General features: G+C 65.1%; 12 protein-coding genes. 2 read left to right on the top strand and 10 right to left on the bottom strand.

The window, feature by feature from the left end:
- The 6 genes from ACFTZB_RS18550 to ACFTZB_RS18575 all read right to left on the bottom strand — a co-directional run.
- On the bottom strand, window positions 1-605 hold a 605-nt coding region (locus ACFTZB_RS18550; RefSeq protein ID WP_378433425.1), incomplete at its 3' end, for a lipoyl synthase.
- A 71-nt stretch (window positions 606-676) separates the two neighbouring features.
- Window positions 677-2,086: a dihydrolipoyl dehydrogenase gene (gene lpdA / locus ACFTZB_RS18555; protein WP_378433426.1), complete on the bottom strand. Its 1,410-nt coding sequence runs from the start codon at window positions 2,084-2,086 to the stop codon at window positions 677-679.
- Between the two features lie 9 nt (window positions 2,087-2,095).
- Window positions 2,096-3,628 carry a 2-oxo acid dehydrogenase subunit E2 gene (locus ACFTZB_RS18560; RefSeq protein WP_378433427.1) on the bottom strand — a complete coding sequence of 511 codons (1,533 nt, stop codon included), beginning with the start codon at window positions 3,626-3,628 and terminating at the stop codon, window positions 2,096-2,098.
- A gap of 2 nt (window positions 3,629-3,630) precedes the next feature.
- Window positions 3,631-4,662, bottom strand: a complete 1,032-nt coding sequence (locus tag ACFTZB_RS18565) for an alpha-ketoacid dehydrogenase subunit beta (protein WP_005243580.1) — start codon at window positions 4,660-4,662, stop codon at window positions 3,631-3,633.
- A gap of 14 nt (window positions 4,663-4,676) precedes the next feature.
- Window positions 4,677-5,642 carry a thiamine pyrophosphate-dependent dehydrogenase E1 component subunit alpha gene (locus ACFTZB_RS18570; RefSeq protein WP_378433428.1) on the bottom strand — a complete coding sequence of 322 codons (966 nt, stop codon included), beginning with the start codon at window positions 5,640-5,642 and terminating at the stop codon, window positions 4,677-4,679.
- 259 nt (window positions 5,643-5,901) lie between these two features.
- Window positions 5,902-6,249 carry a hypothetical protein gene (locus tag ACFTZB_RS18575; protein ID WP_378433429.1) on the bottom strand — a complete coding sequence of 116 codons (348 nt, stop codon included), beginning with the start codon at window positions 6,247-6,249 and terminating at the stop codon, window positions 5,902-5,904.
- Between the two features lie 366 nt (window positions 6,250-6,615).
- Between ACFTZB_RS18575 and ACFTZB_RS18580 the strand changes: the two genes are divergently transcribed.
- Window positions 6,616-6,885, top strand: coding sequence for an ester cyclase (locus tag ACFTZB_RS18580; RefSeq protein WP_378433430.1), 270 nt, complete (start codon window positions 6,616-6,618; stop codon window positions 6,883-6,885).
- Window positions 6,886-7,080: 195 nt separating this feature from the next.
- Here the strand turns inward: ACFTZB_RS18580 and ACFTZB_RS18585 are convergent, their stop codons facing one another.
- The 4 genes from ACFTZB_RS18585 to ACFTZB_RS18600 all read right to left on the bottom strand — a co-directional run bounded on the left by ACFTZB_RS18585 (window position 7,081) and on the right by ACFTZB_RS18600 (window position 16,006).
- Window positions 7,081-7,587, bottom strand: a complete 507-nt coding sequence (locus ACFTZB_RS18585) for a hypothetical protein (RefSeq protein ID WP_378433431.1) — start codon at window positions 7,585-7,587, stop codon at window positions 7,081-7,083.
- Between the two features lie 463 nt (window positions 7,588-8,050).
- Entirely contained in the window at window positions 8,051-11,782 is a 3,732-nt protein-coding gene (locus tag ACFTZB_RS18590; protein WP_378433432.1) for a cytochrome D1 domain-containing protein, read from the bottom strand.
- Window positions 11,783-11,964: 182 nt separating this feature from the next.
- Window positions 11,965-14,514: a LuxR C-terminal-related transcriptional regulator gene (locus tag ACFTZB_RS18595; RefSeq protein ID WP_378433433.1), complete on the bottom strand. Its 2,550-nt coding sequence runs from the start codon at window positions 14,512-14,514 to the stop codon at window positions 11,965-11,967.
- Between the two features lie 775 nt (window positions 14,515-15,289).
- Window positions 15,290-16,006 carry a cold-shock protein gene (locus ACFTZB_RS18600; RefSeq protein ID WP_378433434.1) on the bottom strand — a complete coding sequence of 239 codons (717 nt, stop codon included), beginning with the start codon at window positions 16,004-16,006 and terminating at the stop codon, window positions 15,290-15,292.
- A gap of 973 nt (window positions 16,007-16,979) precedes the next feature.
- On the opposite strand from ACFTZB_RS18600, the gene ACFTZB_RS18605 reads away from it, so the two are divergent.
- On the top strand, window positions 16,980-18,995 hold the full coding sequence (locus tag ACFTZB_RS18605; RefSeq protein WP_378433435.1) for a TerD family protein: 2,016 nt from the start codon (window positions 16,980-16,982) through the stop codon (window positions 18,993-18,995).
- Window positions 18,996-19,009 lie beyond the last annotated feature (14 nt).

Below are 19,009 nucleotides of genomic sequence, written 5' to 3' on the forward strand. Positions count from 1 at the left end.
CGGATCCGTTTGAAGATGCGGGGCACGGTCTCGAGGTTGTGGGCGAGGACCTCGGGGCGGGAGTCGAAGACCTCGGCGAGCAGGTCCGGCTTGCCGTTGAAGTCGGGGATGAGGTTCTCGACGCCGGTGCCGGGGTTGAGCTGGTGGATCTGGCGGACCGTTTCGGCGTAGAGCCAGGCACCGCCGTCGGGGAGGTCGTCGCGGGCGACGCCGGTGATGGTGGAGTACCGCAGTCCCATCGCCTGGACGGATTCGGCGACGCGGCGGGGTTCGTCGCGGTCGAGGTCGGTGGGTTTGCCGGTGTCGATCTGGCAGAAGTCGCAGCGGCGGGTGCACTGTTCACCGCCGATGAGGAATGTCGCCTCGCGGTCTTCCCAGCATTCGTAGATGTTGGGGCAGCCGGCTTCTTCGCAGACGGTGTGCAAACCCTCGCGTGTGACGAGGCCCTTCAGTTCCGAGTACTCGGGCCCCATCCGCGCGCGGGTACGGATCCAGTTCGGTTTGCGTTCGATCGGAGTCTCCGCGTTTCGGATCTCGAGGCGGAGCAGCTTGCGGCCGGGCGGGGCCTGCACGGCCCCGGACGGTGTTCGTGGTGTGGCAGTCACGTGTCGATTCCTGGGTGGTGGTTCCCACCGAACCGCAGTGTCGGAAGGCAACCGCGGTTCGGCGGGGAGTGCTACATGTTGACCGGGCGGCCGAGCGCCGACAGGACCGATTCGTGCATGGCCTCGGACAGCGTCGGGTGCGCGAAGACCACGTCTGCGAGATCGTCACCGGTGGCCTCCAGGGATCGTGCGATGCCGAATCCCTGGATCTGCTCGGTGACTTCGGGCCCGACCATGTGGGCGCCCAGCAGTTCACCGCTGTCGGCGTCGAAGATGGTCTTGACGAAGCCGTCGGCTTCACCGATGGCGAGTGCCTTGCCGGACGCCTGCAGATCGAACTGTCCGATCTGCAGGGAACGTCCGGTTGCCCGCGCCTGGTCCTCGGTGAGGCCGAGGCTGGCGACCTGGGGCCTCGAGTACGTGCATCCGGGGACGTAGTCTTTGTCCAACGGTGTCACGTGCGGGGCTCCCGCCAGCTTGTCGACACACAGCACGCCTTCGTGACTCGCCTTGTGGGCGAGGCACGGGGCGCCGGCGACGTCGCCGATGGCGTAGATCCCGAATGCGGTGGTGCGGCACCACTCGTCGGTCGTGACGAACCCGCGGTCCACCTCGACGCCGACGTCCTCGAGCCCGAGGTTCTCGACGTTGCCCTGGATGCCGGCGGCGACCAGAACCCGCTCCACGACCCGTTCTTCGAGGGATCCGTCCGCGCATTTCACCGTCACGGCGACGGAATCCGCGCCGACGGTGAGTCCGGACACCGAGGCGCCGGTGTGGATCTCGATCCCGCGCTTCTCGAACTGCCGACGCACGTGGCCGGCCACCGCGGCATCCTCGACGGGCATGATCTGCGGTGCCAGTTCGACGAGCGTGACCGCACTACCCAAATCGTGGTAGAGGCTCGCGAACTCGACGCCGATCGCACCGGAACCGATGACCAGCAGCGACTTCGGAAGTTCCTGGGGCACCAGCGCGTCGAAGTAGGTCCAGACCCGATCGCCGTCCGGTGTCACCCCGGGCACCGAACGGGGACGCGCACCCGTGGCGAGGATGATGTGGTCGGCCCGGTACTCGGTGAGCGGCGACGCCGAGTCACCGTCCTCCCGAACACCCACCACACCCTTTCCGGTCAGTCGCGCGGTGCCGGTGATCACGTCGATGCCGTTCTTCTTCATCAGATACCCGATGCCGTCGGACAACCGCCCCGACACCCCACGGCTGAACTCGACCAGTTGCGCCATGTCGAATTCGACACCGCTGGTGGAGAACCCGAGGGGACGCAGATTCGCCAGCGTGTGCGCCACGTCGGCACCGTGCAGCAGGGCCTTGGTGGGAATGCAACCCCAGTTCAGGCAGATGCCGCCGAGCCGGTCCCGTTCGATCACCGCGGTGCGGAGTCCGTGTTGGGCGGCGCGGATGGCGGCGACGTAGCCGCCGGGTCCGCTTCCGATCACCAGGACGTCGTAGTTTTCAGTCATCAACACTCCCTAGACCAGCATCAACGCGGGTGATTCGACGACGCGCCGCAGTTCCTGCAGGAACGTCGCGCCGAGGGCGCCGTCGATCACGCGGTGGTCGCACGACAGCGTGACGGTCAGCATCGTACGGACCTCCACCCGGCCGTCCACGACGACCGGCCGCTGCTGCCCCGCACCGACGGCGAGGATGGCGCCCTGCGGTGGGTTGATGATCGCGTCGAATTCGCGCACGCCGAACATACCGAGGTTCGAGATGGTGAACGTGCCGCCCTGGAACTGCTCGGGCGTCAGCTTGCCGGTCTTGGCCCTGGTCACCAATGCGTGAACCTCACCGGAGATCTCGGCCAGACTCTTGCTCTCCGCTCCGCGAACGATCGGCGTGATCAGCCCCGACGGCAAGGCGACGGCCACCGAGATGTCGGCGGCGGAGAATCTCAGCACCGATTGCGCCGCTTCGTCGAACTGGACGTTGACGTCCGGGACCTTGCGCAACGCCGCGGCGCAGGCCTTGACCACGAAGTCGTTGACCGACAGCTTGACGGCCGGCACAGTTGCGTTGATCTCCGTGCGGAGTGCGAGGAGATTGTCGATCTCGAGGTCCGCGCTGAGCCGGAAGTGCGGGGCGTTGCGCTTCGATTCCTGCAGGCGCTGACCGATCGCCTTGCGCATCGAGTTGAAGGGGATCGTCTCGAACTCGGGTAGCGCGTGCAGGGTGTCCGTACCGCCGGCGGGCGCCGGTGTCGGTTCGGGAACCGGTCGGAACGCCCTTTCGGCTTCCCGGACGTCCGCCTCGCAGACGCGCCCCCGCGAACCGGTGGCCCGGCAGTCGTGCAGGTTGATGCCCAGAGATTTCGCCAGTCGACGTGCCACCGGCGTCGCCTCGACCGCGCCGTCGTCCTCGGCGGAGCGTCCGGGCACACCTGAGCGAGTCGGCGACGGTGCCTCTGCGACGGTTCCGCCTGCCGAGCGAATCGCATCGTGGACGTCGGCGAGCGAGATCCGGCCGTCGCGGCCGGTCCCGGCCACCCGGCCCAGGTCGATCGACAGTTTCTCGGCCAACCGCAGGGAGTGCGGCGTCGCGAAGACGTCGCCATTCGTCCGTCCCCGTAGCGAATCCGGGACGGCGGTGGTGCCGGATGGCCGCGCCGATTCCTGGGCCGCCGGAGTGGACGGGGTAGTAGTCACGCGCGGCTCTGCGGGCGTGGGCTGCCCGCCCGGTGTCCGCTCCGGCTCGGATGTTGGGACGTGATCCGCTCCGATTCCGGTCAGGAACTCCTCGATATCGGCATCGGAGACGGCCGCGTCCGCCGACACCGCCAGGACCGCACCCACCGGCAGCGTGGCACCCGGCTTGGCGACGATGCGCCGCAGTGCGCCGTCGAACGGCGCCTCCAACTCGTTGGTGATCTTGCTGGTCTCGATCTCGCAGATCAGATCGCCTTTTGCGAAGGGCGATCCTTCGTCGATCAACCACGCGGTAACGGTGCCCTCGTCCATCGACAGGCCCCATTTGGGAACTTCGATCAGCTTGATGTCGCTCATGGTCAGGCAGTCACCACCTTGCGTACCGCGGCCTCGATGCGCGCCGCGTTGGGAAGCCATGCCTGTTCGAGCACGGGGGAGAACGGCACCGGGGTGTGCGGCGGGGTGACCAGTTCGATCGGTGCCTTCAGCGAACCGAACGCCTTGGTGGCGATCAGTGCGGCGACGTCGTGACCGAATCCGCACCGCGCCGCGGACTCGTCGACGATCACGACCCGTCCGGTGGACGCGACGGATTCGAGGATGCCTTCCTCGTCGAGGGGCGAGACGGTCCGCGGGTCGACCACCTCGACGGAGATGCCCTCGGTGGCAAGTTTGTCGGCGGCCGTGTTGGCGGCGTTCACCATCGCCGAGAGCGCGATGATCGTGACGTCCGTACCTTCCCGGGTGTAGTTGGCGACCCCGAACGGGATCGTGTACGGCTCGTCGGGAACCTCGCCCTTCAGGTCGTACAGGGTCTTGTGCTCGCAGAACACCACCGGGTCGTCGTCGCGAATGGACTGGATGAGAAGGCCTTTGGCGTCATATGCGTTGGACGGGGCCACGACCTTGAGGCCGGGGACCGCGGCGAACACGTTGTACGGGGACTGCGAATGCTGCGCCGCCGCCGAGAATCCGGCACCGATCATGCCGCGCACCACGAGCGGGGTGCGGGCCTTGCCGCCGAACATGTAGCGGAACTTCGCCGCCTGGTTGTACAGGGCGTCGTAGCAGACTCCGAAGAAGTCCATGAACATCAGTTCGGCGACCGGACGCAGCCCGGTCAATGCGGCGCCGGCTGCCATGCCGATGATCGCGGACTCGGTGATCGGGGTGTCGATGACCCGGTCGGAACCGAATTCGGTCCACAGGCCCTTCGTCACACCCAGCACCCCACCGAACGCCTCGAGTTTTCCGGACTCGAGTTCCGGATTGGTACCCGCCTGGCCGCCACGGAGGTCTTCACCGATCTGCACGACCGTCGCGTCGCGTTCCATCTCCTGGGCGAGCGCGGCCTTGATTGCTTCGCGGTACGTCGTCTTCGACGTTGTCATTTCTGTTCTCACTCTCAGTACGACACGTAGACGTCGGTCAGAAGGTTTGCCAATGGCGGATACTCGGCGTGCCGGGCCTTCGCCACGGCGTCGTCGACGCGGGCCCGCGCATCGGCGTCGATCGCGTCGAGCTCCTTCGCGGACACCTTCTTGCTGTCCGGGTGATTGCGAAAGTTCAGCAGCGGGTCTTTCGTCTTGCGCAGCTCCGCAACTTGATCCGCGGTGCGGTACAGCTGCGCGTCACCTTCGAAGTGTCCGTGCCAGCGGTACGCGATCGCCTCGATCGACGTGGGTCCGCCTCCCATGCGCGCACGCTCGACGGCCTCACGGGTTGCCTCGTGCACGGCGAAGAAGTCGGTTCCGTCGACGGTCACGGCAGGCATGCCGAACGAAGCCGCACGGGAAGCGATACTGGGTGCGCCGACGGCGTAGTCCCGGCCGGTGGCCTCTCCGAAACCGTTGTTCTCGGTGACGAAGACGATGGGAAGGTCGAGCACGACAGCCATGTTCATGGCTTCGAAGACCGTTCCCTGGTTGGAGCCGCCGTCGCCGGTGAACGAGGCGGCGACACCGCCGTTGCGCAGTGTCTTCGCGCTGAGCGCCGCGCCGATGGCGAGGGAGGGTGCCCCGCCGACGATGGCGTTCGCGCCGAGCATGCCCACCGACAGGTCGGCGATGTGCATCGAACCGCCCTTGCCGTGGCAGAGGCCGTCGTCCTTCCCGAAGATCTCCGCCATCATCCCGTGGAGGTCGCACCCCTTGGCGATGCAGTGCCCGTGACCGCGGTGGGTGGACCCGATGTAATCGCTGTCCTGCAGGTTCTCGCACACGCCGACGGCAATGGCTTCCTGACCGGAGTACAGGTGGATGAAGCCGGGAATGTCGCCGGTGGCGTTCTCCTCGTGAAGCCGGTCTTCGAACGCTCGGATCTCGGACATCTTCCGATACGCGCTCAGTAACGAATTCTTGTTCAGCGCCATTGCACTCCCTTGGTTTCTGCGTTGTCGCCGGCTACCTCGGGGCCGACCTCCGATCGCGATGCGGCGCCGGAACGGTTCGTGCCTCGTGTAACCCGGGTCATGAATGTAGGGAGATATGACGTGCGCAATAAAGGTTGCAGCGGATTGCAATGGGGCGACCCTCCACGCGAAGGTCATCACCGAAGGCACAGGTGAAACAAGCAGCCGTTCGCAAACGCGCCCCCCGCGGTGGCTTCGAACGGAGAATCTGGCTCGCGTGTCAGAACGGGTTATAGATCCACACCCCGCGGTAGTCCCACTCGCTCGACCCGGTCGGAATCTTCACCTGATCGAGTTTGTGCTCATTGTCGAGGTGGTCGAACTGGCGACACCAACCCTGCCCGTGGAAGGACGCACACTCGATCGTTCGGCTAGTGCCATACGGACTCAGGATGATCGACTTGTCGGCGTTCGCGCCGAACGCTCCAGGATCCACAGGGGTGACGAAATAGGAGGTCCGGTCCTTGTACCCGAACGGGTCGGTATCGACGGGATCGGCGGATGCTATCGACACGGAGAGGCCGAAGGGGATGAGGGACAGGACGGTTGCCGCGATAGCCCGCTTCACTTGCACTCCATTCGCATTCGGGACGAACCGCCGTCCCTGACCGAGTCGATGCTCTCACTCGACTATCGCGCGCGGTCTGATTGCGTTACGCGCATGTAGCTACTCCAATGTGACGGGTGAATGCTCGTCGATCTTTTCGCACGTCTGCTGCGCCCTGAGCGCGGAAAGAGCTTTCGATGCACTGTCGGCCGGAGCGTCTCTTTCCCTCAGCGAATCATCGGTGACATCGCCGGCGGCGCGGAGGACAATAGGAGCCGACCGGCCGCGGCACGTGGATTCGGCCGTGGTCGTGTTGTGTCAGTGTCTCGTTCCGCAGTGCCGAGGCTGCATGCCAGCGTGCCTCGCGTCAACCTGCATTGAGTAAAGATGTCTGATCGCAGCCCGACCTACAACAATCCCTCCGCCGAACGACGTCTCCAATGCGACGTTCTCGTCCACTGGCGCCTGACCGGGCGGCACGTCGGCACCTTCGTCGGCGTCGCCGCCACCGGTCGGCGAATCGAATTCGAGGGATTCGACCACTGCGTCATCGCCGGCGGAAAGGTCGTCACCAACACGGTGCGCTACGACCAAATGGAATTCGCCCGCCAGTTCAAGTTGTACCGCCCGACGGTTCGATTGCTGATCGCGCGTTGAAGGCGGCCTTCAACGCCACAACCCGTGTAGTGGGTATCGCTCGTCGTCGTTAGCTCGCGATCACGGGTTGATCGTCCGACGCAAGCTATCGACGGACATTCTCGGGTCGGGAACCGCGGTGGCCGAGACGAACTCGGCGACCGCGGGATCTCGCAGTCGAACTCGATCCGGGGCTTCATCTGATCTCGTGTCAGATCAGGGCGCAAACTTCCCGACGGCGTCGAGATTAGCGAACACCTCACCGGGCTGGACGAGGTTGGCGCCGGCGGTGTCGTTGAAGACCTGCGCGAAATATGGGGTGAAGCGGAACGGCCAATATGTGGGGCCGATCCCTCCGCCGTGTGGCGTCATGAGCGTCGGCATCATTTCGCCCACATTGTAGGTGGCGACCATCCGCTCGCCTTGTGGGACCCCGTTGATCGTCACAAGCCCGTAGGCGCCGTCCATCCGCAGCCAGATATTCTCGACTGCAACGGAATTCCCGGTCTTACTGATCAATCTCGGGCCGCCGGGATAGTACACGCCCTGGCATGCGTCGATGTAGTTGGTGTGCGAGCCGATTGGCAGATAGAGGCCGGTCTTCCCGGGCTTGGCCTCGAACGGTGCGATGCCTTCGACTGCGATCTCGTTGTCGTTCACCAGCGCAACCATTCGCGGGGGAAAATCGAAGTTGGCATATCCGAACGGCGTGAAGTACGGCATTCTCAGACACTCGGCCTGAGCAGTGGGCACAGGCGCGTGAAGAGACAGTCCCAGAACCAGAATGATCGCCCCAGCGATCCCTCCTACAAACGCACGCAAGATACGCATCTCTGCTCCAATCTTCGGGTTTGTACGGCGCGGCACCGGGCGACAGGTAGCGCTAAGAAGCGCTTAGAAGCGCCGAGAAGCCTCATGTAGTAGATTACGCGCCCAGCGCCCGACATTGAATCGCTATTCTTGCTGGGCTTGACTTTCTGTTGGGAGTATCGCCACCGGGGCCTGAAGTTCAACTTCAACCTCAGCTTCCGTGCGAGGTGCCGACCAAGCGACGGGCACCCGTCGGTCGCTTGGTCGGGTCGTCGACGAGCCATTCTATGACGCGTGTTCACGGCACTCCCACTTTCTCTGTGCGGCCGAAGTATTGGGCGAGAAGTTCCCTGTCCAGTGTTCGGCCGCCGGGTGTTCACACCGTCAGGGCCGCGGGCGCGCCGATCGTCAGGCCGGAGACCGCGTACACGGCGTCGTCGTGGTAGTCGGTGACGTACAGCGTGTCGCCCGCGAGCAGCACGTTTCGGAGCGGACCGTAGGGCCCGGTGACCGCGCCGTCCTGGTCGGTGACGAAGGTTCCGACGACGGTGTTCGTGGTGGTGTCGATCACTGCGACGGTTCGTCCGTCCCCGACGGTGACGAATGCCTGGCTGCCGTCGGGGCTCAGCGCCAGGTCCTGGGCGTCGCCGGTCAGTCGCACGTTCGCGAGCGTGCTGCCGTACGTGGCACTGGCCGGATCGATGTCGATCACGGTGACGAGTCCGTATCCGCCAGTCACCCGCCACAGCCGTCCGGTGCTGTCGACGATGAACTGTCCGTTGGAGTAGCCGCCGGTGGCGAGTTCCACGGTGCTGACGTGCTGGGTGATGTACAGCTGGTTCCCGTTGACGACGGTGAGGCTGTGCGAGACGTCGGTGAATTCGCTGCTCGTCCTGGTGTGGTCCCACGTGGGCCCGGTCGTGATGGTGCCGACCGTGGTCAGGGAGTCGGTGTCGATGACGCTGATGGTCGACCCGTTCGCGCCGATCAGGTAGCGGCCGTCGGCACTGACTTCCAGGCTGCCGTAGGAGCCGAGCGGTTGCGAAGCCACGACGGTGTTCGTGGCCGTGTCGACGACCGACACGGTGCCATCCGTGCCGCTGGTGTAGAGACGCGTCCCGTCGGGGCTGGCAATCATCTTCTGCGTCAGATCGTATCCCTGGAAGTCGGGTGAGACGGGAACCGAGATAGTCGTGACAACGGTGCCGGTGGTCGTGTCGATTACGTCGATGGTGCCGGTGTACCCGCTGTTGACGTACACCCGGTGCACAGCCGGAGCGGAAGCGATCGTCGACGAACCCCAGTCGACCGCGATCGGTGCCCCGACGGTCCCATCTGCGTCGATGACCCGCACGTAGCCGTCCTCGCTGACGACGTAGATCCGGTCGTCGACGACGGCCGCGTCGGTCGGGTACCCCACCGCTATCTCCGTCGACTCGACGTCGAACGCGACCTGGGGAGGGGTCGGCGAAACCGAAACGGTGACAGGGATGTTCGTCACAGCTTGGCCGTCTGTGAGGGCGATGGTGAAGTGGTCGGCGTCCTCTCCCGGTGTTTGCAGGGCGAGGTCGCGGGCGGCTGCGGTCGGGGTGTAGGTGAAGGTCGAGCCGTCGGAGATGACCGATCCGGACCCGGGCGCGGTGTTCGTGAAGGTCACCGGGTCGCCGTCCGGATCCGTGGGGTTGGCGAGGGTGACGACGACCGCGCCGTCGGACGCCCGAGGCGCGCCGACCGTCCAGCTCGCTGTGGGCGCGGAGTTCACGTAGGTGAGCGTCAGGGACCGCACCCGCCCATCGGCCGCATCGGTCACGAGCATCCGGGAACCGTCGGCACTGAGCACGATGGAATGGTCGCCGGACTCGGTGGTCGAGTCGAGGGAGAGTGTGGACACGACGGTGTTGGTGCGCGTGTCGATGACGGTCAGCGTGTCCGGATCGGAGACGACATAGGCTGCGCTTCCGTCGGGGGACACCCGCACGTCGGTCGGCCGCGACCCGACGGCGACGGTGCCGACGACGGTGTTGTTGGCGGTGTCGATGACCGAGACGCTGTTGCCGGCGCGGTTGGTCACGTACACACGTTTGCCGTCGGGGCTGACGGAGACGGCGCTGGGAGTCGTGCCGGTCTTGACGGTGGCCACGACGGTGTTGTTGGCGGTGTTGATCACCGAGACGGTGTTGCTGCTGCGGTTGGTGACGTACACACGGGTGCCGTCGGGGTTGACGGCGACGGCGTTGGGTGTGGTGCCGGTCTTGACGGTGGCGACGACGGTGTTGTTGGCGGTGTTGATCACCGACACGTTGCCGCTGCTGCTGTTGGTGACATACGCGCGCGTGCCGGTGGGGTTGACCGCCACGGCGCTGGGAGTCGTGCCGGTCTTGACGGTGGCGACGACCTTGTTCGTGGTGGTGTCGATCACCGACACGTTGCCGCTGACGCTGTTGGTGACGTACACCCGGGTGCCGGCCGGATTGGCCGCGACGCCGGTCGGCGAGGTGCCGACGGTCACCGAGCCGACGACGGCGTTATTTGCGTCGAGCACGGATACGCTCTTCGAACCCTGGTTTGCCACATAGGTTTTGGTGCCGGAGATGGTGTCGGCGGACACCACACCCGATGGGTTGGAACCGACAGTAATGGACTGCGCGACCTGCATCCGTGCCGCAGACACCGGCACCTGCACGGTCACCGGGTTGCCGGAGTGCCCGGAAATCGGGGTGACGGTGAATGAGTCGAACGAGTTGTAATCGGTGCTCGGGTCCAGAGCGGCCAACTGGCGCGCTGCCTGGGTGGGGGTGTAGATGAAGTGGCCGGTCGCGTCGTCCACAGTGACCGTTCCGCGGCTCGGCGATCCTGTGACCCTGTAATCGAACGAATTGATCGAGGTGAGCACCGAACCGGTGCTGCGGTCGGGCACATCGACGATCGGCCCGGCAGCGGATGCAGCGTTCGTGCTGGTGGATACGGTGCTCGCGACGGCGAACGATTCGATCGGCTCGCTGGTCGTGACGGGCGCGGCAGCCAGCGTTGGATTCGCGTCGGTGGTGAACACCTTCTCCTGCCGACGGCACCATGCCGCGGCCAGCGCCCAGAACGTCGGCGACTCGATCGGTACCTGCGGGTCATTCGACAGGAACGGACGTAGCCCGAGGGCGCCGAGCACCTTCGACACGACATTGGATGCGACGTCCACCGCCGCGGTGGGGAGAGACGGGGCCAATGCCTGCGTCCCGTGCTGCGGCCCATCGACACGGGTGTCGGGCACCGGGCGCGTCGGGGCTGTCGTCGCCTCGATCGTGATGTTCGTGGGAGCCGTCGCCGGAACTGCTTCCGAAATCGCTGCTGTCGCGTCCGGGACGGGTCCGCGTGCTGCCGGGTCTTCCGCCATGGCAGGGGCGAGAGCGGTGCCGGAGCTGTCCGTAGCCGGGATGGTCGGCGGGATCGGCGCACTGGCGTCGCCGGCAGGTGCGCTGTCGTGACCCTGGACTTGTGCCGGTGACGCGGACGAATCCGATTGCTCGGTGACCGCTCGTGCCGGAGGCCGGTCGGCCGGCGCGATCGCGGCATCGGACTCGTCGATCGTGGCCGGTGCCGTGGCGGCAGAACTCGATCCGACTGGCTCGGACTCGTCTGCTGTCGTGCCCGAGTTCGGCATTTCACCGCCGTTCACAACCGACGAACTGTCGGGTGTCGTGGAGTCGGGTGCTGTAGGGGTGCCGGGTGTCGTCGCGCCGGACCCGGTCACGTCGTCGTTCGAAGTGCCGGACGTGGATTCGGTGCCCGTCGTGGACTGCGAATCCGTGCCGGACGTGGATTGTGAATCCGTGGTCGAGTCGTCGGTCGTCGACGATCCGGATCCTCCGCTCGACGAATCCGAGTCGGTTCGGGATGCGCCGGATGACGTCCTGTCCGACGAGGTCCCGTCCGTGGACCGGTCCGTGGTTCTCCCGTCGGACGATGTCTGGTCGGAGGAATCGGAACTCGACGACGTGGACGAGTCTCCGACGGACGGTGCTGCCACCGCTGTGCCGACCGGCGCGACCGCAAGCCCAATGCCCACTGCCACCGCCAGCTCGCCGAGGTGCTTGAGGTGCTTGTCGGTATTCATGAGTTACTCCTCCATGAGGACGCTTCGAACTGCAGTCCGGACGCACCCTCCGGGGGCTGGGCTTGCTTATCGCCTCGAAGCGCTTCTCGAGTTGGATGCGACAGCAATGATCGTCACGCTCAGTCGCGGATTTGAACCGCGTAGTCGACTACGCGATTTCTGGTAATTGCGGCGACGCGCGATCAGCGCAGTCTGGCGTGGTAGCGGTGGCCTTCCACTGTGCGGATGGAGACGCCGAGGCGTCCGGCGATCTCTTTGTTGGTGAAGCCTTGGGCGACGAGGGCGACGATTTCGCGCTGCCGCCTCGTGAGTGGAGTGGTTTCGCCGACCCGGCGCAGCGCGGGGGTGTCGAGTCCGCGGTGGGTGCCTGCCAGCGTCCTGGCACGTTCGATGGCTGTCAGTGCGGAACCATGATGTTGCTGTTCACGGAAGAGAGTTCCGGCTTGCGCCGAGGCATCGGTCGCTGCGACGATGTCACCGAATTCCTCGTACAGTCGTGAGGCTTCGGCGAGTTTTTCGCCGTTGACGCTGGTCAGGCCGTTGGCATGCAGTGCAGCGGCGTGAATGCGAGGACCGTCGACGAGGGCTGTGAGCTCGTTCAGCCGGTGCGCGGTGGTGCGATCGCCGAATTGCGATGCGGCTTGCAAACACATGGTTTCTTGGCCGAAGTGGCCGCGATCGGCCGCGATCACGGCCGCATTCCGGGCGAGGCGGATTGCATCGGCGATCATCCCTTGGGCGGCCGCAGCCCAAGCTTTGGCGAGGGTGCACGCTGATCGGAGGAAGCCGTAAGGATTCAACGTGTCGAGATCGCGCACCAGCTTCGCTGCGCGTTTCCCGTCGCCGCGATGTGATAACGCGAGAATCAGGTAAACCCGGCAGCTCACGACAGCCGACCTGTCGTACATGGTCGTACCGAATTCGCGATTCGCCCTGTTCAGAACCTCGAGCGCAGCGCTCAGACGACCTTGGGACAGGTCAACGTAGCTGTGGAGCAACGACACGAACAAACCTATGGTTCCCGGAGTGTGCGCGGCATAGTCGACAAACTGGGTCATGACTTGTTCCGCGGCCTGAAGGTACCCCGCGATGAACATTGCCTCGATGTGGAAGTAGACGATCCCGTACTCCAGCGCGGAAGCATCACTAGATGTTGCGACCAAAGCGGAGGCCCGCTTGGTCAACGGAAATACCTTGGCGGCATGTCCCGAGTAGCCGTGGGCAATGACAAGGGCGCAGGAGGTGAGCACGAATGCCATATCGCTCGGTGCAGCCTGAAACACCACATTTCCTGCGGCGATCGCGTGTTCCGGTCGGCCTTGCACTGACTCGAGGAGTGCTTCGAATGCGGCTAGCTCGGATGATGTGTGATTATGGGGCGCTAACTTGGCGATTGCCAGTTCTTGCCTCGCCCGTTCCGGATCGCCGAGGCTCCAGCAGAGGGTGCCGACTCGCATGACGGACAGTCGTCTTCGCTCCTCGATCGTGAGCGCGTTCTGATCGAGCGCCTCGAGCAGGGTGAATGCGTCCTGTGCCCGACCGACGTTATTGAGCACCCAGTAGTGCAGCATCGCGCCTTGAAAGCCGGTATCGGATATGTGCCCGACATCCGCGAAACGAAGGGCGAGGGGAGCATCGTGGAGCCGCAGTGCGGTGGCAGTGGCGGAGAGGTAAAGCCCCAGGTCGGGCCGCAGGTCGGATTCGAGTGTGAGCACCGCCCGTCGCAACAAAGCTGCGGGTGTCGGATCGGCGCGGGTGGACAGGACCGTTGCGAGACGACCGCGCAGGCGGCGCAGTTGTAGGAGGTTTCCAGTGCTGCGACGGACTTCACCATAGAGGGGGTGGCTGAGGCGGACGTCGATATCGCCGTTGTCGCCGGTCATGTCGATGAGTCCGCGGGAATGCACTTCCTTGACCGCATGCGGGCTGGTGAGAATTTCCAACACCGTGCCGTCGATGGGTTCGCCGATCGCGAGGTAGTCGAGGACTTCTGCGGTGTCCTCGGTCAGCGAACCAAGCTGGCCGGTAATGAGTTTGGCGAGGGTGGGTGAGACGACGGGTTCGCCGGTCCACCGCCAGATGCCGACGTCGCTGACGAGCCGTCCGGCGTCCCGTTCCTGGCGAACGAGATGCCGCAGGAACAGCACATTGCCGCGGGTCAGGTTCCACATTTCGGCCGCCGTTGCGGGGGCGACGGGCCCAGCGAGCGCTTGCGAAAGCAAGCGTTCAGTGTCGTTCTCGCCCAGAGGATCTAAATCGAGTCGGGCGAGGAACGCGTCTTTCCAGAGCGTGGTGATGGTGTCGGGGGCCGGTTCTGTGCTGCGGAGGGTGAGCACGACCCTGGCAAGGCCGCGCTGCACGAGCTGTTGGATGACGACGACAGACAGGTCGTCGAGCAGGTGAACGTCGTCAACGGCCACGACTACGGGCCTGTCGCCGGCAGTGAGCGCTGTGATGACGGTATGGATGACCATCATCGGGTCGGCCTGAGAGATCGGCGCCCATTGAGCAAACGCTCCCAACGGAAGTGTTCGGGCCGAGGCCGTAGCGGTGACCCACCGGACGGCGTGCCGTTTGGCAAGTACGGCGACGGCGGCACTCGCCAACCGAGTCTTGCCAACACCGACACCGCCCGCCACAAGAACCCCAGAGCCATCACCAGAGCCTTCGACGGCCGCCCAGATGCGCCGCAGTTCCTCATCCCTGCCAATAAGTGGCCAGACACCGTCCACGGTGCAATCCTAGTGGTCGGTTTCATAAGTTGGCAGGGGGTTATGCCGCCTGCAGGTGTCGGTCGAGTTGTTCGAGGTGTCGATGAAAGTCGGTGATGGTGTGACGCCACTTGACCGGCGCAGCAGTGGCATTGCACCGATCGGCGTGGAACATCCTCCGTCCGAGGGACTCCGGGCCGGGATCATCTGGCGGTTCGGGTCGCAGAAAGCATTTCTGAGATGTGTGCTTCGAATCCTCATGAGCTGACCGCCAGTCGATGACTGAGTGGTCACTGTCTCGCCGCCAACTACTGAGGTGCTAGTGCGTTGACCACGAACGTTCACCGGTCAAGCCGCGGCTGCGCCAGCCCGTGGTCGGCCCCAGAGTTGTTGGCATTCGCTGTGGGTGCGGCGGTAGGTCGCGGGCAGCCGATGCGGCTTGGACCGCGGTGCCCACGCCGATCCGTGGCAGGGCCGGATCGACAACGGGCCGAACTGGTCGAACGCGAAGCACCGGTCCGGGTGCTCGGTGGTGACCTGCTCGATCCGGTCCAGCTTCGCGTCCTTGTCCGGGTCGGTGGACTCTTACCACGTGCGGGTGCGCTGGAACGTGATTCCACGCGCACGCGGGATCTGTCGCAGCCGCTCGCGCCCGATCCCCACGACCCGGGTTGTCGGCCAGGTAGGCGGCGAGTGTGCGCAGACTACTGCCCTCGAGAGTGCAGCAATCCCCGGACATACCGCCGGATTCTCAGCGATGTGTCACCCACCCCGGCCAACGTTCGCGGTCAACGCACTAGCCGCCGTGTTGCTCCACGCGTGTGGCCCGATACCGATAGCCGTCCTGATCGGCTAGCTGTTCCCAGTCGAGCGTGACGGTGGCACCCACAACAAGGCTGCGGAACCCATCTCCGACGATTTCGCTGTAAAAGGCCCAGCAACCGCCCGGTGTCTGAGCGGAGTCAATGACGCCCCACCCCTCCTCGTCGTTCCACATCTGCACGGTGCCCATTGCCTGGCCGGTGACACGGGGCAGGGTTGGAACCGGCTCCGCTAGATCCGTCTCTGTGATCTCTTCGACGGTGCCGTCCGCCCGGACCGTCCACGCTCTTGAGCTGAAAGCCTCCGGCTCGTCATAGGGCTGCTCTCCGGCCGGCCAGGCCCGACTGCATTCATATGGAAAGCCCGACTCGGACTGTTCGTCGCGATACCATTCGAATTCCACCTGTTGTCCCGTGGACAGTGCGGGGAATCCGTCTATTGCGACCGCCGCGAACAGGATGTGGCATCCTCCCGGGATATCGTCTCCGTCGATAACGCCCTGCATACCCTCGATGTCCCAGCTACGGACGATTCCTCGGCTTGGCGTCGGTCCAATATCTTCTGCGCCGCCATCAGGTACATCGGGAACGGAGGCAGGAATGAGGTCGGAGGCTGCAGCGCTGAAGAACACCCCCGCTGCCAGACCGGCAACCACCACTGCGCCGGTCGCGAACGAAAGGCGCTTGCGCACAGGGCTCCTTGATATCGGTGATCACCTACAGGTCCAGGTTAACCGGCTCGACGCTGTCCGCACGCACAGTTCCGGACTGAACCAACTCGCACACCGACACGATGAGTACCGGACACTCGGTGGATCGAATTGTGCCGGAGGCGGATCGGTGGCCCCCGCCCATGTCCTCGGCGCTCGGGCGCACGGTGTTCTTGTCGCCGATGTAGCCGGTTTCGGGGTCGATCTGACGAAGGAAGTCGCGAATCGACTCGCGATGCTCATCGATCGTGTCCAGCTGGTACGCCGATGGAGTATTTGCTCGGTCTTGAGTGCTGGAATACGCGACGCGGTGAAAGCTGGAGAATCCGTACCCTTAGTTCGGTCCGGCTTCCCAGTCATAGTCGCAGGCGCCTGGCTCCTGTGCACGGAGCCTCACCGTGAAGACCTCGCCGTCGACCGCCAGGGTGAACGGCCCCTCGTCCGCCGTCGGACGACTGTCACTCGCGGGCTAATCGTGATCCTCGACAGGCATGAACGCATCTTCGCACGTACCGAGCGTGTCGGATCGCTGTTCGAATCTCGGCGAGATCCGCCACGCCGACACCCCGGGCTCCTTCGGCCGCCACCGTCAGTGCCCTGTGCTTCCGGGGCCATGTGCACGGCTACCCGAGCACCGCTCAACGGTAGCCGGCGGACTGTGCATCATCGACGGCGTGGCCTTGAACGCTGAGCCCGCTGTTGTCCGGTCGTGTCAGACCCGTTCTTATTTCGGCTGGTCTGCAATGTCATTCACGCAGCTGACAGTGCATCGAGGGGTGTGTCGTCCCGCTGACGCCGTGGGTGTCCGCGACGACACGATGTTTGCCAGGTGGTGTCCGCAAGCGAAACGAACCGATTAGTATGCGCAATTGATGCGACGGACGTCGGTTGTCGGCACAGGCCCTGTCCCGCCGCACGGGTTGTTGCGGTTCCGGGTCGAACGAAGGTGGTTGTGGTGGAGCTTCCAATGCTGTCCAAGGGGCAGAACCTGACCCTGCCTGCTGATGTGGAGCAGATCGATGTGGTGCTCGGGTGGACCGAGTCGGACATCGAGGTCGACGCGTCTGCACTGCTGCTGAACGGGGACGGGAAGGTGCGTTCCGACGCCGATTTCGTGTTCTACAACCAGCCGGAGTCGACCGATGGGTCAATTCGATTCCTGGGTACGAGCGGCACCGAGGAGGGGGCGCAGGCGAGGATCGCGATCGACCTGTCCGCCGTGCCGGACGATGTGCACACCGTTGCCCTCGGAGGCAGTGTCGCTGTCGGCGGGTTCGGTGACCTCGGCAAGCTCGCCCTCCGAGTCGTCGACGGCGCCGGGCACACGTTGGCGGAGTATGTCACTGCCGATGCCACCACCGAGTCGGCGTTCGTATTCGGCGAGGTGTATCGCCGCAACGGCGACTGGAAGATCCGTGCGGTCGGGCAGGGCTGGGACTCGGGGCTGGCGGGGTTGGCGACGGACTTCGGAGTCGACATCGACGACGACCCGGACCCCGAACCCGCCGCCGCGCCAGCCGACAGCGAGAATTCCGACGACGTCGTGGCGGTCGACTCCGACACCCCGCAATTGGTGCCCGAACTGCCCACCACACCGGTCGCACCACGGAAAGCGACGACCCGGGGTGTCCGTACCGCCAAGCGGGCGGTGAAGAAGTCGAAGCCACTCGTGTTCGGTCTCGCCGAACAGGACACCTGGCAGCCGGCCCGGTTGTTCTCGGTCATCGGTGTCGGCGCGGGTGAGGAGCAGGAGCGACGTGCCACGTCCGCACTGATCGCGACGATGCAAGCGGTGCGTCCGTTCGCACGCGCGGTGTGTGCGCGGGTGGGCGCTCCCACGGGCGCGTTCGAGGGTTACGTGGAGGTGGCGTACGAGCGGGGCGAGACGAAGGTGATTCCCGACGCTGTCTTGAAGGTATCCCGCGGTAGCAGGGTGTGGACCGGTCTGCTCGAGGTCAAGACCGGCAGCGGCAAGCTGAAGAAGGAGCAACTGGAGAACTATCTCGACGTAGCTCGGAAGAAGAAGTACGACGTGGTGGTCAGTCTGTCGAACGACGTCCCGGCCAGCGCGGGGGAGTTGCCGGTGGAGGTCGATCGGCGCAAGCTCGCCAAGGTCGCTCTACGGCATTTGTCGTGGGCGGAGGTGGCGCACGAGGCGCGGATGCTGCTGTCCCATGGCGGAATCGACGACGATCTGCAGGCGTGGGTTCTCGCGGAATTCCTGCGGTACCTTGACCATCCGCGGTCAGGGGCGGTCGAGTTCGTCGACATGGGTCGGCACTGGGTCACGGTGCGCGACGCAGTCACCGCCGGCACTCTGCGCGCCGGCGACCAGAAAGCCCTCACCGTGGCCGACACCTGGGTGTCCCTGTCCCGGCATCTCGCGCTTCGACTGACCGCCGAGTTGGGGGTCGCCGTCAAGCACGTCCTGCCGCGCAGGCACAGCACCGATCCGGTGGCCCGTAACGCGGCGGTTGCCGAGCGGTTGGCGGCCGACGGCGTGTTCGAGGCGGTTCTGCGGATCCCGGAGACTGCGGGTGATCTGGTGATGATCGCGGATGTGCGGACCAACAAGATCCGCTGCCGGACCACCGTGGAGGCACCGAACGAGGGAACCTCCGGTCGCCGGCTGTCGTGGCTGCTCAGGCAACTCAAGGAGGTCCCCGGCGACGTTCAGGTGGAGGCCGTGTTCTCCGAGCGTGGGAATGAAGCCTGCGAGCACATCGCGGCGGTGCGGGCCGATCCGAAAGTGCTCACCGCCGGCCGGTCCGGAGACATCGTGTCCTTCTGCCTCGAGCAGTCATTCCCGATGAGCGGCCGAAGGTCGGGAACGGCGGCGAGTTTCATCAGCAGCGTGACGTCCTCGGCGGACGCGTTCTATGGAACTGTGGTGCAGCAACTGCGGGAATGGGTGCCGGCTGCACCCAAGCAGACGGAGCAGCCGAGGACTGCAGAACCCGAAGGCGAGTAGCACTCGGTTGACGT

Source organism: Rhodococcus sp. NPDC057014, assembly GCF_042673295.1.
Lineage (GTDB): Bacteria > Actinomycetota > Actinomycetes > Mycobacteriales > Mycobacteriaceae > Rhodococcus_F.

What these genes read in the sequence shown, in the direction of transcription:
- ACFTZB_RS18590 (WP_378433432.1), bottom strand. Translation starts at nt 11,782, where the DNA reads ATGAATACCGACAAGCACCTCAAGCACCTCGGCGAGCTGGCGGTGGCA.
- ACFTZB_RS18570 (WP_378433428.1), bottom strand. Translation starts at nt 5,642, where the DNA reads ATGGCGCTGAACAAGAATTCGTTACTGAGCGCGTATCGGAAGATGTCC.
- ACFTZB_RS18585 (WP_378433431.1), bottom strand. Translation starts at nt 7,587, where the DNA reads ATGCCGTACTTCACGCCGTTCGGATATGCCAACTTCGATTTTCCCCCG.
- lpdA (WP_378433426.1), bottom strand. Translation starts at nt 2,086, where the DNA reads ATGACTGAAAACTACGACGTCCTGGTGATCGGAAGCGGACCCGGCGGC.
- ACFTZB_RS18560 (WP_378433427.1), bottom strand. Translation starts at nt 3,628, where the DNA reads ATGAGCGACATCAAGCTGATCGAAGTTCCCAAATGGGGCCTGTCGATG.
- ACFTZB_RS18565 (WP_005243580.1), bottom strand. Translation starts at nt 4,662, where the DNA reads ATGACAACGTCGAAGACGACGTACCGCGAAGCAATCAAGGCCGCGCTC.
- ACFTZB_RS18580 (WP_378433430.1), top strand. Translation starts at nt 6,616, where the DNA reads ATGTCTGATCGCAGCCCGACCTACAACAATCCCTCCGCCGAACGACGT.